13 protein-coding genes and 1 tRNA gene are annotated in these 16,109 nt (G+C 25.7%); 10 read left to right on the top strand and 4 right to left on the bottom strand.

The window, feature by feature from the left end; translation table 4 throughout:
• Window positions 1-61: 61 nt before the first annotated feature.
• The 10 genes from topA (at window position 62) to UPA3_RS03100 (ending at window position 12,433) form a co-directional block, all read left to right on the top strand.
• A complete protein-coding gene (gene topA / locus UPA3_RS03145; RefSeq protein ID WP_006689031.1) occupies window positions 62-2,095 on the top strand; it encodes a type I DNA topoisomerase in 2,034 nt (677 codons plus the stop codon).
• A 28-nt stretch (window positions 2,096-2,123) separates the two neighbouring features.
• A complete protein-coding gene (gene trxA, locus UPA3_RS03140) occupies window positions 2,124-2,444 on the top strand; it encodes a thioredoxin (RefSeq protein ID WP_006688452.1) in 321 nt (106 codons plus the stop codon).
• Between the two features lie 89 nt (window positions 2,445-2,533).
• Window positions 2,534-2,622, top strand: a tRNA-Ser gene (locus UPA3_RS03135).
• 78 nt (window positions 2,623-2,700) lie between these two features.
• Window positions 2,701-4,299, top strand: a complete 1,599-nt coding sequence (locus UPA3_RS03130) for a phospholipase D-like domain-containing protein (protein WP_006688738.1) — start codon at window positions 2,701-2,703, stop codon at window positions 4,297-4,299.
• 99 nt (window positions 4,300-4,398) lie between these two features.
• A complete protein-coding gene (locus UPA3_RS03125; RefSeq protein WP_006688423.1) occupies window positions 4,399-4,662 on the top strand; it encodes an HPr family phosphocarrier protein in 264 nt (87 codons plus the stop codon).
• Window positions 4,663-4,691: 29 nt separating this feature from the next.
• Window positions 4,692-6,653, top strand: a complete 1,962-nt coding sequence (locus UPA3_RS03120; RefSeq protein WP_006688522.1) for a transketolase — start codon at window positions 4,692-4,694, stop codon at window positions 6,651-6,653.
• 11 nt (window positions 6,654-6,664) lie between these two features.
• Entirely contained in the window at window positions 6,665-7,312 is a 648-nt protein-coding gene (gene deoC / locus UPA3_RS03115; protein WP_006688583.1) for a deoxyribose-phosphate aldolase, read from the top strand.
• Between the two features lie 148 nt (window positions 7,313-7,460).
• Window positions 7,461-9,023 (top strand): MATE family efflux transporter, encoded by a 1,563-nt coding sequence (locus UPA3_RS03110; protein ID WP_006688716.1) that lies wholly within the window; start codon window positions 7,461-7,463, stop codon window positions 9,021-9,023.
• A 473-nt stretch (window positions 9,024-9,496) separates the two neighbouring features.
• Window positions 9,497-11,101 (top strand): MATE family efflux transporter, encoded by a 1,605-nt coding sequence (locus UPA3_RS03105; protein ID WP_006688420.1) that lies wholly within the window; start codon window positions 9,497-9,499, stop codon window positions 11,099-11,101.
• Window positions 11,102-12,433, top strand: a complete 1,332-nt coding sequence (locus UPA3_RS03100; RefSeq protein ID WP_006688762.1) for a DEAD/DEAH box helicase — start codon at window positions 11,102-11,104, stop codon at window positions 12,431-12,433.
• Window positions 12,434-12,919: 486 nt separating this feature from the next.
• Here the strand turns inward: UPA3_RS03100 and nusG are convergent, their stop codons facing one another.
• Genes nusG through UPA3_RS03085 form a run of 4 tightly spaced genes read right to left on the bottom strand, consistent with a single transcriptional unit; the run spans window position 12,920 to window position 16,032 of the window.
• Window positions 12,920-13,696: a transcription termination/antitermination protein NusG gene (gene nusG / locus UPA3_RS03095; protein WP_006688771.1), complete on the bottom strand. Its 777-nt coding sequence runs from the start codon at window positions 13,694-13,696 to the stop codon at window positions 12,920-12,922.
• Window positions 13,697-13,721: 25 nt separating this feature from the next.
• On the bottom strand, window positions 13,722-14,222 hold the full coding sequence (gene secE, locus UPA3_RS03090) for a preprotein translocase subunit SecE (RefSeq protein ID WP_006688437.1): 501 nt from the start codon (window positions 14,220-14,222) through the stop codon (window positions 13,722-13,724).
• Window positions 14,223-14,225: 3 nt separating this feature from the next.
• Window positions 14,226-14,372, bottom strand: a complete 147-nt coding sequence (gene rpmG, locus UPA3_RS03265; protein WP_010891820.1) for a 50S ribosomal protein L33 — start codon at window positions 14,370-14,372, stop codon at window positions 14,226-14,228.
• 46 nt (window positions 14,373-14,418) lie between these two features.
• A complete protein-coding gene (locus UPA3_RS03085) occupies window positions 14,419-16,032 on the bottom strand; it encodes an amino acid permease (RefSeq protein ID WP_006688438.1) in 1,614 nt (537 codons plus the stop codon).
• Window positions 16,033-16,109: the final 77 nt, after the last annotated feature.

Here is a 16,109-nt window from a genome sequence, read left to right as displayed (position 1 = left end):
AATATTATAATTATTTACAATTGTTAAAACGAGCAAATAATTGTAGTAAATGGGAGAAAAAATGCAAAAAGATTTAATAGTAGTAGAGTCACCAAATAAAATTAAATCAATTCAGTCTTATTTAGGTGATAGTTATAATGTAATAGCTACATGTGGACATTTACGTGAGCTCGCAAAAAAATCTGGTTATGATCCAAAAACTTATGATTTAAAATGAGAAATAATAAAAACAACAAATAAAAAATTATCGAAAAAACAACAAATAAAAACAATTATTGATTTAGCAAAAAAATCAAATAATATCTATTTAGCAACTGACCCTGATCGTGAAGGTGAAGCTATTAGTTGACATGTTTATGATTTATTACCAAAAAAAGATAAAGAACGTGTTAAAAGAATAACTTTTAATGAAATAACACAGAAAGCTATTTTAAAATCTATTGATGAAAAACATGATATTGATTTTAATTTGGTAGATTCGCAATTTGCAAGACGAATTTTAGATCGAGTTATTGGTTATAAACTTTCTGGATTAGTTAAAAAAAACTTACATGGCTTATCTGCTGGGCGAGTACAATCGATCGCTTTATTATTTGTAGTTGAGAGAGAGTTAGAAAGACGTTCTTTTGTTAAAGAAGAATGATATCAAATTGAAGGAATAATTGAAAAAAACATTTTTGTATCTTTAAGAAAAATTCCCTATGATGTTGAATTATATAATCAGAAAGATAATAGCGATAGTGATTTAAAATTTCTACACAAAAAAGATGCACAGCGTGTGATTGATGATTTAAGTGATATTTTTAAAGTTTATAGTATTGATGATTTGAAAATCACCAAAGGCGATGTTCAATTACCATTAACAACTGATAAATTATTACAAATCGCATCCAATAATTTTGGTTGAAGTGCTAATAAAACAACTTTAATAGCTCAACAAATGTTTGAAGGATTAGAAATTAATAATCAGCAATTAGCTTTAATAACTTATCCAAGAACAGATAGCGAGCGATTAAGTGATGATTTTTTACAAGAAGCTAATGCCTTTATTGAAAATAATTTTGGTAAAGAATATCTAGAAAATTTTAAAAATAAAAAAATTAATAGAAAAGAAGTAAATATTCAAGACGCACATGAAGCAATTCGCCCTGTTGATATTAATTTAAAACCTGAAGAAATTAAAGATTATGTTTCATTAGATATTTATAAGCTGTATAACTTAGTTTGAAATAAAACACTATCAGCTTTAATGAAAGTGCCAACTTTTAATAAGCAAGTAATTCGTTTTATTAATAATGAATATAAATTTTATACAGCTTATAAAACAATTCGAACTTTAGGATATTGAATTTTAGATTTTTATAAAAAGCAACGTGATGAATTAGAATTCCAACCTCCTATAATTAATGTTGGTGATGAATTTAAAAAAGAAAAGATCGATTTAATACAAAAAGAAACTACGCCACCGCCTTATTACACAGAAGCCTCTTTAATTGCAGCGCTAAAAAATGCCGGAGTAGGTCGGCCTTCAACATATGCAACAATGGCAACTATTGGCACCACTAGGGGTTACATCAATAAAGATAAGAGTAAATTAATTCCAACAGAATTAGGGATTAAAGTCATCCAAGAGTTAAAAGAAGCCTTTCCAAAAGTGATTTCTATTAAATTTACATCTGAGATGGAAGAACGTTTAGATGTTATAGCTAATGGCAAATTATTTTGAAAAGATTTAGTTAGCACTTTTATTCCTATTTTTGAAGAAGAAGTAAAACAAGCATACACTAAAATCGAAAAAGTTCCTGATGAAAAAATTAATCGATTATGTCCTATATGTGCTCATGATTTATTGATTAAAAGATCTAGAATGAACACTCGGTTCATTGCGTGTTCAAATTTCCCTACATGTCGTTTTACAGAATCGTTAGAGAAACCAGAAATTCTTAACGAATTATGTCCTAACTGTTCAAAATCATTGGTTAAACGTAAAAATCGTAAAAATAAATATTTTATTGGATGCACAGGTTATCCTGAATGTAATTTTATTCGTAATTTAGATGAATCAAACAATGATAAAAACGATTTTAATCAATAATAATATAATATTAAAAAGAGGAAAATTTATGTTAATTAAATTAGAAAGTAACCAAAATTTAAATGAATTATTAAAGGAAAATCATTCTAAACCAATATTAATTGATTTTTATGCGGATTGATGCCCTCCATGTCGTATGCTTATTCCAGTATTAGATTCAATTGAAAAAAAACATGGTGATGAATTTACTATTATTAAAATAAATGTTGATCATTTTCCAGAATTATCAACACAATATCAAGTCAAATCAATCCCTGCTTTATTTTACTTAAAAAATGGAGATATTAAAGCGACAAGTTTAGGATTTATTGATGAAAATTCTTTAGTTAATAAATTACGATCAATTTAATAATTTAAATTCATTAGTTTTAACTATTGCATTATTGCTTATTATTTAATATAATAAATAAGTTATATACATAAAGCAATAATTGTTTTGGAAACATACTCAAGTGGTTAAGAGGGCACCCTGCTAAGGTGTTAGGTCGTTCTGCGGCGCGTGGGTTCGAATCCCACTGTTTCCGCCATTAATAATTAAAAATAGGGGAAACCCTATTTTTTATTTATATAAATTATAATTATTAATAAAAAGGACGATAATAAGTATGAAAAAACGTATTTTAGCCAAATTCATCATAACATTTATTTGTGTATTATTAATAATTAATATTTGTTTAATATCAATATATTTTCACCATCGACCAACGGTTATTGTTACAGATATTTTAATATCATTTTATATTTTAAATACTAGTATTGGCTTATATATTTTATCTTCAAGACATCGGCAAGATCGTTCTAAAAAATCATGATTGTTTATTTTTTTATTTCTACCAATTGTGTCAATTATATTCTTTTGGATTTTTGGATCACGCCCATTTAAAGATAAAAAAATTAATGATATCATTACAAACCGTCGTGCACTTTTTAAATTTGAAGATTATGAATTTTATCATAGTTTTCAAAATATGATTATTAATAATAATGGACTTAATTTAATTCGTAAAATTGGTCAGTATAATTACCAACTTTTTCGTACACCTATTTATTGTGATAATCAAATAACAATTATTAAAGAGACAAACGAAATGTATGAACAAACTATTAAATTAATAAGAAAAGCAAAAAAAACAATTTATTTACAATATTATATTATTGAGAATGGTCGTTGATTACAATCTCTTGTTAAAGAATTAATAAAAAAAAGTAATGATGGTATAAAAATATATATATTATATGACCCAATTGGTTCGTTAAATAAATTTCCTAAAAAATATCGTCAACAGTTAATTAATAATGGTATAGAAATTGCTTGTTTTAAAGCACGTGCAGATTATAAATTTAGAAGTACTATTAATTTTCGTTCGCATCGAAAATATTTAATTATTGATGGTGAAGTTGCTATTAGTGGCGGCTCTAATATTGGTGATTCTTATTTAAATATTGATCCTAAGGTTGGTCATTGAGTTGATTTGAATTATATTTTAACCGGAGGAATTGTGCATACAATTCTTTTAGAATTTATTCATGATTGATACTACTATACACCATTTTCAAAAAAGAATAATTTTAATGTTGTTGTTGACAGTATGCATCCTCAACCTTACTTATGTCAAGGAAAAGATGACTTAATAAATAATTCTATTAAAAATAAAACAATAACAACACTTTTGCATACAGGACCAGACCAATCAACAAGTTCTTTAAATGAAATTCTGGTTATGGCAATCGCTAATGCTAAAAAATCAATTACAATTTTTACGCCATATTTATTTCCTACTGAAGATATTTTAATAGGACTTAAAGCTGCAGCGAATACTGGAATAAAAGTTAAAATTATTTTACCTGGAAGGGTTGATTCTTGAAGTTTTATCATATCAATGAATCGTTTAAGTTATGAATCATTAATTAAGTCCGGTGTACAAATTTATGAATATAGTGGTTTTTTACACACTAAAGCGATTTTAATAGATGATGATATTTCACTATTAGGTTCTTATAATCTTGATAATAGAGCATTAGTAATTAATTACGAATCATTATTAACAATTTATTCAATACAAGTAAATCACGACATTAACGAGATTTTTAATCAATATCTCCGTAATTCACAGTTAATTAATTTAGAAGATTTAGATAACAAATTCACATTCAACGAATTAGTTCAAACAGTATTTATTAATATTTTTCAATTACTTTTATAATAAAAGTTATTATATTAATAATATAAGATATCAAGACAATGCTTTAAGTAATATAATTAAAATACATTTAAAAAATGATATTTTATGTAAAGGTTTAATATGATATCGAAAGAATTTACCATCGTAGCAGAATTGTCAGCATTTATTAAGGCGATCACTTATTTTGTTAATGCAGCTAGTGATTTTAGCTCTTCAATTACTATTAAAGCAAATGGGCGTCAAGCAGATGCTAAATCAATTATCAACATTATGGCTTTAGGAATTAAACAAGGCACAAAAATCGAGCTGAGTGCCGTTGGAAATGATGCAAATAAAGCAATTAACAAATTAGAAGAAATTTTAATTGAACAGAAATTAATTTAAATATCTTTATTTAGTGGAGACTATTAAATATGAATCGTTATGTTAACGCAATGCGTTCACTTGCTTTACAGGCTATTAATAAAGCAAAGCAAGGTCACAGTGGAATGAGTATTTCAGCTGCACCTATTGTTTATACCCTTTATAAGGGATTAATGACTATTTCAAAATCACATCCAAAGTGATTTAATCGCGATCGTTTGGTTTTATCAGCTGGTCATGGATCGATGGCATTATATCCTGTTTTTTATTTTTCATCATTATTAACATTAGATGACATTAAAAATTTTCGCAATGATAATTATTTAACACCAGGTCATCCTGAAGTGTTGGCTAATAATTATATTGATGCATCAACAGGACCACTAGGGCAAGGGGTTGCTAATGCAGTTGGTATGGCAATTACTGAAAGTTATTTAAGAACTGAATTTGCTACTCTTAAAGGTGTTATTGATCATTATACTTATTGTATTGTTGGCGATGGGGACCTACAAGAGGGAATTTGTTATGAGGCAATGAGTATTGCTGGAAAATTAAAATTATCGAAATTAATTATTTTACATGATTCAAATGATTACCAATTAGATTCAGCAGTAAGTGATGTTAATATTGAAGATTTAAAAATGCGTGTTGAATCAATGGGTTGAAATTATCTAAAAACAGATAATAATCCTGAAAATATTTTCAAAGCAATTGCTGAAGCTAAATGAAAAAAGAATGTTAAACCAACGTTTATTGAAGTCAAAACAATCATTGGTGAGGGGACATCTTTTGAAAATAGTAATGAAGCGCATGCTGCAGCAATTTCTAATGATGAATTAGAAAAATTTTCTAAGCGTTTTCATATTAAAACAAATAATTTTGAATTTCATCAGGAAATTTTTGATCACTTCTTTTTTAATGTTGTAGCTCGGGGCGAAAGTGCTTATAATCAATGACAACAATTAGTTGACCAATATATGCAAACTAATCCAGAACAAATGCAACGTTTATTAAATTATATTAATGGTAATTATGAAGATTTAAATAAATTATTAGATGAAAATAAAATTACTAATTTAAATGATTCTACTCGCAGTTATTTAAAACAATATTTTAATCAATTAAAAGATTTAAAATCAGCTCTTGTTTTATCTGCTGATTTAGCTAAATCAACTTTCACAAAAATAGGCGAAGGCGCTTTTAACGATAACCATAAAAATCCATATATTAAATTCGGTATTCGTGAATTTGCTATGGCAGGAGCGATGAATGGAATAAGTTTACATCAAGGCGTTAAAGCGATAGGAGGCACTTTTTTAGCTTTTTCTGATTATATGAAACCAGCAATTCGTTTAGCTGCCATTAGTAATTTAGCTAATTTATTTATTTTTAGTCACGATAGTTATGCAGTGGGTGGTGATGGACCTACACATCAACCTGTCGATCAATTACCAATGTTAAGAGCAATTCCAAATGTAGAAGTAATTCGTCCTGCTGATCATTATGAAGTTAAATATGCTCTTTCATATAGTTTTAAACAAAAACAAAAACCGATTTGTTTAATTACTTCACGTCAAACTATTAAACAAATTAATGATCAAAAACCACAAGATTTTAGTAAGGGAGCATATATTATTAATTCGCCTTTTTCTTTTTGTAAAGATGTAGATTACACGATTATTGCTAGTGGTAGTGAAGTTAGTTTAGCAAATGACGCAGCAAAAGAACTTTTTGAAAAACATAAACTTAAAATTAAAGTTATTTCTGCTTTTAACTTAAATTTATTTTTACGTCAAAAACCTGAAGATATTAAGAGCCTTTTAGCTTCAAAAAATGGTCTATTAGCAATTGAAGCATCAAGCGAAATGCTTTGATGAAAATTATCAATTTATACAAATAAATTTATACAAATTGCTGCTAATCAATTTGGGCGTAGTGCAGATGGTGATAAATTAATGAATGAATTTGGTTTTAGTGTTAAAAATATTATTAATCAACTTTTAAACCAATAATAAGGAATATCATGAATAAGTATAATATTTATGTAGATCACACATTATTAAAAGCTGACGCAAGTTTAGAAGAGATTCATAAGTTGTGTGAAGAAGCAGAAGAAAATGAATTTTATTCAGTTTGTATTAATCCTTGTTTTGTTAAAGTTGCAAAACACTATTTATTAGAAACGTCTGTTAAAATTTGCACAGTTATTGGTTTTCCACTAGGCGCTAACACAATTGAAACTAAAGTTTTTGAAACAAAAAACGCTATAGATTTAGGTGCTGATGAAATTGATATGGTTATTAATATTAATCAATTAATCAATGGTAATAGAGAATATTGCTTAAATGAAATTAATCAAATTAAAGAAGTTTGTGGGGATAAAATTTTAAAAGTGATCGTTGAAACAGCATTTTTGAACAGGGAGCAAAAAGAATTTGCAGCTAAAATTATTCTAGAATCAAATGCTGATTTCATTAAAACATCAACTGGTTTTGCAAAAGAAGGTGCAAAACTTGAAGATATTATTCTATGAAAGCGAATTTTAGGTGATGTAAAACAAATTAAAGCATCAGGTGGAATTAAAAATTTTGAGGATTTTAAATCTTTTATTGAAGCTGGAGCTACAAGGATCGGAACGTCATCAGCAATTAAAATATTAAATAATCACTAAAAAACAAAAAGAAGGTTTTGCATCTAAACCTTTTTTTGTTTACTTAATAAATACTGGAAGTAAAATTTAAATTTATTATTCCAAAAATTACACTATAATTAATTATTATATTATTATCGTTATAGAAGAATGGAAGTAGTGATTTTTATTGTCTTATCAAATTGGTTTTAAACAAAAAAAATTGTCTTTTTTGAATTTTAAAAAAATATTTGGCGATAAACAATTTATCAAGAAAGCATTAAAATTATTTTTTCCAGCGATTATCCAAAATATTATCATTACAGCAATTGCTTATGTTGATAATTTTTTTCTAGCAACATATACCCCTCAATCACAAGGATTAGATGCTAAAACAGCAACAATTCTTGCAACTCAATTATTATATTTACCAACAATTTTTACCGTTGCTGTTTGTTATGCATGCAGTGTTTATAGCTCACAATATTTAGGAAATAAAAATTATCATAAATTTAAAGAAACAACAAATTACATGATTTTAGGATCTGTTATATTAAATATCCCTTTTTTAATTATTTATTTAACTTTTCCACATTGATCTATAACAATATATGCAGGATCAATTAATAATTTTAGTAAAGATATGTCAATGGTCACATCTAATGAGTTAACTAATTTTAAAAAAGTTAATGAATGAGCATCTATGTATTTACAATACGCAATGATTGGACAAGTTTTTTATGCTTTTTCATATCCTTTTGCAATTGCACACCGTCAAGATGCACGTCCAGCAATTCCTTTATTAGGAAGTATTGCCGCACTTTGTCTAAATTGTATTTTAGATCCAGTATTAATGATTTTAGTTGCCAAAACTCCTAAACAAGCGATATTACTTGCAGCATTCTCAACAATCGCTTCTCGTGGTTTTGATTTATTAATTGTTTTGCTTTGTGTTTGTATCTTTAAAAAAAGGGCAACATATGTTATTAATTATTGAAATTTAACATGAAGATTATTAAAAAATATTTTTAAACGCGGGTGGTTCATTGCTATTAATGAAATTATATTTTCAATTTCAGTAATCTTATTAACACTATTTTTATATAAATATCATCCTGACATTCGCTCTTCTATCTCAACAGCTTTATTAATAGCTCAATTTACCAAACTAATTTGACCAGGAATGAACACTATTGTTGCAGTTCTTGTTCTTTCTTATTTAGGAAAAAACGAAATTAATACTGCTAAACAAAATTCACGATATACAGTCGCTTGATCACTTATTATAGCTAGTATTTTAGCAATTATATTATTTATATTATCTTTATTTATTAATCCTTTATTAAACCCTCCATTATCAAATTCGTTATTAGATATTAAAGATGCTAAGAAAGTGGCAAAATTAGCTACTCAATTAGAATGAGTTTTAGTTGTTGAAATTATTATTTTAGGGCCATATGCTGCTATGAATAATTGCATTCGTGGAGCAGGAGTTATTTATGGAGCAATTAATGATACTATGGTGATGATTATATGAGTAATGATGTTTGCTTTAATTAGTACATTTGCTTATAATCCTAAAATCCCACATCTACTAACATTTGCTTTGCTTGAATCAAATTGATTATTAAAGATGATTCTTGTAAGCATATTGTTTACAAAGGTAAATTGAGCTAAAAACTTAATAGGTAGTAATCAATTTGAAATAAGAAAAAACAGTTTTAAATTTAGATTTAATTACAATAAAAAATAAATTAAATATTATCTTAATTTCAATTGAAGGAAGATTATATATTTTTATAAAATATAAAAATTAACCATCTTTTCTTTTAAAAAGGTCGTTAATTTTTGCTATCATTTTTATATACTAGTGTCATTCTTTTAAAATTTTTTATTTATATTATTGAAACGTTATATTTAAAAACATTTCTGCTTGATTTAAGGATGAACGTGGTTGTAATATAATAAGTTTTCAAACAAATGATACTTTTTTGATTATAGGTGCTTATTTATAATTATTCTTAATTTACCACCAAAAAGACTATCACATTTCAAATATTATAATGAGTTTTTCGTGATAATCTTTTAAAAATTAATTCAAAACATTTAATTAAATTAAAAAATTGATTGTTTAAAAAGTTACTATAGATTATTTATTGAAGCTAAATAAAAACTCATTCATCTAACTTTTAGAAAGCAACTAAAAGTATTTTAAAGGAGAAACATATGCGCTTCGATTTTTTTAAAAAATCACAGAAAATAAAACCAAATTGGTTTATAAATCAATTTGGTGATAAAATTTTCATGAAAACAGCTGCTAAATTATTTTTCCCAGCAATTCTTGAAGTTATCATTTTATCGTCTGTTAATTATTTTGATAGTCTTTTCATTGCTTTATTTACACCTGAGAATATGGGGACAGCAGCCAAAACTGCAACCGTGTTAGCGACACAACTAATGTTTTTGCCAACTATTTTTTTCTATTCTATTGTAGCAGCAGCGGGGATTTTAGCCGCTCAATATTATGGTAAAAAAGACTATTTAAAATTTAAAGAAACAATTAACTTTATGTTGTTGTTTAGTTTTATTGTTGTAATGATATTTATTGTTATTTATATGGCAGCACCATTACAAATGATTCAATTATATTCAGGAAATAATTTAGATGTTTCAGCTTCAGAAGAAGCAAAACGAATTTATGATTTAACAAATCATTGAGCAGCTAGTTATTTACGTTGACAATCATTAACTTTAATTCCTTACATGTTTTCATTTTCATTAGCCACTGCTTATCGTCAACATAATAATGCAATCATGCCTTTAATTTCAAGTTCAATTGCAGTAACTGTTAATGTTATTTTAGATCCAATTTTGATTAAATATTGTGCCGTAACACCATTTGAGGCAATTTTATTTGTGGCTATTGCTACAATTGTTGCAAGATCTATTGATGCTTTAATAATGTTAATACTAACATTGTTTCGTAAACAATACCCTTATTATTTTTTAAATTATTTGAAATTAAGCAAAAAGGTCGTTAAATTAATTTTTATTCATGGTTGACAAGTTTTACTAAATGAAATTTTATTTTCAGTTGGAACAACAATTATATTAATGTTTTATACAAGATATAGTCAAGATCATCGTGATGCTATTTCAACTGTTGCTTTAATTATTCAATTTACTAACTTAATTTGGCCAGGTGCCGCATCAACAGTTGCTGTTTTAGTGTTAGCTAATTTAGGTGCTAACAAGCATGATTTAGCTAAGGAAAACACGCGCAAATTAATTAATTGGGGTATGATAGTTGGAATTAGTTTGGGAATTATTTTGTTAGTTTTATCATCGTTTGTAAATAAATTATTAAATCCACCGTTGGATTATACAGAACAAGGTTTAAAACATGCAGCATACACTGCGACAATTGCTATGTATTTAGAATGAATTGTAATTATGGTAGTATTGACACAAGGACCATATTCAGTTATTTACTTCTGCATTCGTGGTGGTGGTAGTCGTTGATTATTAACAATCGACTGTTTATCAACTTTTATTTGATTGATTATTATGGGATGTATAACACATATAAATGTTCCAGAAGATTATAATGATCGTTTACATGTTGTATTATTATTTTTTATCATGGAATCCCAAAATATTTCTAAATTAATTATGGCTATTATTATCTTTAAAAAGACAAAATGAGCTCAAAATTTAGTTGATGAAGAAAAAGAAATTACAAACGAAATTAATGATGATAAAAAAGAGAAAAATAAGCAAATAATAAAATTAGAAAACAAATTAATGGACACTGATATTGAGGCACGATAAATGAAATTTAATAGTAATTATCAAAAATGAATTCTTGATTCATTAATTAACCAAAAAATTTTCGAACCAACACCTATTCAATTAAAAACGATGCCATTAATCGCTAAAAGAGAAAATATTATTGGCGTTGCACCAACAGGGACAGGGAAAACTTTAGCCTTTGTTTTGCCTATATTAAACAACTTAGATTTATCTCAAAAACTGCAAGTTATAATTATTACTCCCACTCGTGAGTTAGCTCGCCAAATTTTTAGTAAAATTATTGTTTTTAAAAAACATCAACCACTTTTACAAGTTAAAATGTTAATTGGTGGTGAAAGTATTGACCAGCAAATTAATTCACAATTAAATAAAAGCCAACTGCTTATTGCAACTCCAACGCGTCTAAAACAAATTTTAACACGACAAATTCTTGATTTACACCATGTTAATGCACTTGTTTTTGATGAAGCTGATATGTTAATGGATCTTGGTTTTATTAGTGATTTAGAGTTTATTAACTCACAATTTACAAATAAAGATGTACAGAAAATAAGTTTTAGCGCTACACTGCACGAAATGTTATCGATCCAATTAAAAAAATATTTTAAAAATACAAAGATTATTAATATTAGTAATTCAATTTATGAAAATAAAAAAATAACCCATTATGTTATTCATAATCACGACAAATGACATTCATTATCTATAATTATGAAGACTATTAAACCTTATTTATGTATCATTTTTGCAAATACAAAAAAAGAAGTTGAAGCAATTTATCAATATTTAATTCAACAAAATAAAAATGTTTGCATTTTGCATGGCTCACTACTTCAACGTGAACGAAAAAACAACTATCGTGATATTAAAAATAATAAATTTCAGTATGTTGTTGCCTCAGATATTGCAAGTCGTGGTTTAGATATTGATGGTGTAAGTCATATTATTAATTGAAATTTGCCTACTGAAAATGAATGATACATTCACCGTGCAGGACGTAGTGGTCGTGGTAAATATAGTGGAGAATCATATGTTTTATATGATCAAAAAGAACATGATAAGTTATTGAATTTATCAAAAAAAGGAATCGTCTTTCACCATAAATTCATTAAAGAAAATGAGTTATTTGATAAAGAATTTCTTTTTAAGAAAAAAAATCAATTTAAAGATTTAAAAACACAAAATGAAATTCAAAAAATAATCTCAACAACAAGTACAAAAATAAAACCAGGATATAAAAAGAAAATTAAAGAAGCTATTCAAAAAATTAATCAAAAAAACAAACGCTCTCATATCGAAAAGAAAATGAATGCTCACCGAATTCGTGGATATAAATTAAAAAATAGTTAATAAATTTTAAAAAAATAATATAATAGTAATGCATATAAGTTTTAAAGGCTCGTAAAACTTATATGCATCGACTTTTGTTTATGATAATAAACATTTCGATAATTAATTACGTTAATATATTTTAGTCTCTATTTTAACAAAAAACTTTTTTCTTTAGAATTCTCATTTATTGTTATAAATCTTTTAATTTAGTTTGAAGATTTAAAAACAAACAAGATAAAAACTATTTATATTTCATAAATACCTTTATTTTTTATTATTATAATAAGTATTTAACTATAAGATTTTAAAAATTTTATTTTTAAAATCAATATTCTTTTTTACAATTCCTTACAAAGTTCTTTTTTAAATAATAAATACAAGTTGTAGTATTCCATTTTTCCCTTTTCAATTAATTACTTTCATATAAATAGGATGAGTTTTTCTAAAAACATTTTAATAAAAAACACCTTACAAACAAAAATGTAAAGTGTTTTTTTATTTTTATTAGTTTTCTAACTTATCACTTTCTTCATCATAAAGTTGAATATCATTAAAATTTAAATCTAGTGTGTTAATTCGGCCAAAAAATTCAAATTCTACAGTGGCAATTTTCTTGTTTTGATCAATTTTTGCAATTTTTGCAATTTCACCAAAAAAAGTATCTGCGATAATTTTAACTTCTTGATCAACTTCAAAGTTCGTAAAATTTTCGTCTTCATGCAATTCAATAACTTCAATATTTTCTTCATGGTCAACTTTTTCATTTAGACTTATTAAAGCACGTTTAGCATCATTATCAGCAATTAATTTTAAGATCTTATCTTCAGGTACAGGAATTGGTTTAACATTTTTTCCAGATGAACCAACTAAACCAGTAACCATTTGGGTATTACGAATTAAAAACCAAATTTGATCGGTCATTTCCGCTTTTAAAAAGATATATCCATTAAATTTATTACCTTCTTTTATTTTTGTACAACGATATTTTGTTGCGCCATCAACAACTATTGTTTCTCATTTTGTGTTTGCACGATTCTTCATTGACCGTGGCGCTTCTGATGGCTCATAAATTTTAACTTCTTTAATTTTTTCTTTAATAATTTTTAAATCTGATAATTTATCACCATAACCATAGCCATTTAATTTATCTTTAATATTTTCAATAACTTTTTGTTCATTACCGCTTACTACCGTAACAATGTATCATTGATGTCTGTGATTAAAATCAATTTTTAAATCACTTAATAATTTAGAATCTAAATCTTTAATCTTATATGCCATAATCTTTTCCTTTACTTTTAAAATTTTATTTTGCTGATAATTTATAAAAACCTGTATCAATACCAAAAAATATTGCAGCAAGAATTAAAACAATAACAATTACAATGATTAAACTGATAATAACAGAACGTTTAGAAGCCCAAGTAGTACGTCTGATTTCTTTATTAATGCCATAGAGCCAACGTTTTAATTTAAAACTTATTTTTTCAAAATCTACACTATATTGTTCTAATAATTCATAATATTCATCAACCATTTGATCAATTGTATTTTTTAATTCTAAACGGTGGGTATTAAATTGTGTTTTTGAAATTGATTTATCTTCTTTTAGTAGTCTTAAAATAAGTTTTTGATCATTTTTAGCTTTTTTAATTAATTTTTTATTAAGATCTAATTGTTGATATGCTTGTTGTGCCAAAATCTTTTTTTGTTGTTTACGTTCTTTTTCTAATAAAAGATTACGTTCATATTCTTGATCTTGGTACGTTAAATATTTATTTGATTTTTGTTTTTTGTCATTAACCATTATTTATCTTGTTTCCTTATGCAGTGTTTTCATATTGCATTTTTTACAATATTTATTCAATTCAAGTCGTGAGATAGCAAATTTATTACGTGTTGTTTGATAATTTCGACTCATGCACATTTCGCAAACTAGTATTATTTTTTTAATCATAATATTCAATTATACCTCATTAATAAATATTAAATCAATAAATCATTTAAACAAAAACTTTTTGCTGTTTGTTTACTTTTTTATGATTAAGATTTAAAATAGCATCATTTAAAAATGGAAATCCTATGAAAAATATAAGCATAACAAAAAATAACAAACTAACGATTCATGGAATGACACTAACATTATTTGCATAAAATAATCCAAAAGTATATAGTTTTAAATTATAAGGATCTAATCAAGCATAAATTGTATATCCATATAAAAATTGGTATAAAAAAACAAATAAACAACTTGTGATGCCAATTATTCAAACACTTAAAATTCAATTATTAGCAATTTTTAATTCCTTATTAAGAATATTCTTATTTTTTAAACTACTATTTTGATAATTAAAAAATCATTTAGGACGTTTTGTAACATCACTTGTATAATATTGTTTTTTAATGCCTTTTATTTTTTGCTTTGTTTTAACTTTTTTATAAAAGGCAAAAGCAATTATTAAACCATAAACTGCAAAAAAGAAAACAATTGGATAATTAGATAATAAATCAATATACGCGTCTGTATTTAATGGAATACTAATTATCATAAAAATGGTTATTCATGTAAAAAAAATGAATAAAACACTGATTAATCCTTGTGCTTCTTTAAAATGTTTTGATTGAACACGTTGGATTCAAGATCATCAAAAAATAATTTTTTCATTAATTACATATTGAGCATTATGAATTGAAAAAATAACAAATGAATTTAAAACACCAATAATTGAAATTGTAATAAAAACATTAACAATAATAGTAATAATTTTTAGGAGATTGATATTATTTTTAAATACTTTATTAATTACACCATAAGCATAACCTTCGCCTACAAAAACTTGCCCTATAGTTATTAGAATATAAACAATAGCGACTAAAAACATACCAACAATTAATGTAATTGGAACATTTTTTTGAGCATTTTTAATTTTGTGTTGTAATGATGAAATGCCTAAAAAAGAATCGAATGAGAATAAGATCGAAGGAAGAGAAGCTAATATTCCTAAAAGACTAAAATTCGCATGCTTAGGATTATTATGATTGAACAATGAATTTTGTGCATTGTTGATACCATATGTAATACCAATAATAGCAATAGCAATAATAGGAATAAATTTAATAATTGTTGCAATGTTTTGTAAAATTGAACTAAATTTAAATGAAATAAAATTAAGCAACAAAAAAAATAAAAACAACCCGATAGCCAAAATAAAAATTTGATATATTTGTGGTGATGATGAATTTTTAGGTATTATTGTCATTAATAATGATTCTGCAGCGAAAAAGGAAATGGAAGGCATCAGTATTCCATTATAAAAAAAAGTTTGCAAAACAGAAATAAAACGAGCACATTTAGGAGCTTTTAATTCATCTATTATACCAGCTATTCCAGAACCAGATTTTTTAGAAAAGGTAATATATGCAAAACTTAATGCTGTAAAAAAGGCGATTAAACTTGCCACCACTCAAGAAATAATAATTCCTATTTCATTAAAGTTATTAAACCGAAAAATAGATCCATTTTTAAAAAAAATACCAATTCCCACAACGCTACTAATCATAATTGCAATAGATGTAAACAAACCTATTTGCTTTGTTTTTTTAACACTAATCTTCATGATACAACCTTATCATTCTTTTAAAAAAGAGGACGCATTTTAACGACCTCTTTTTTAAAAAATTTAAAATTTTATTT

Origin of the sequence: Ureaplasma parvum serovar 3 str. ATCC 27815, assembly GCF_000019345.1 — a bacterium.
Taxonomy (GTDB): Bacteria; Bacillota_I; Bacilli_A; order Mycoplasmatales; family Mycoplasmoidaceae; genus Ureaplasma; species Ureaplasma parvum.
This window is presented reverse-complemented; position numbering and strand designations above follow the sequence as displayed.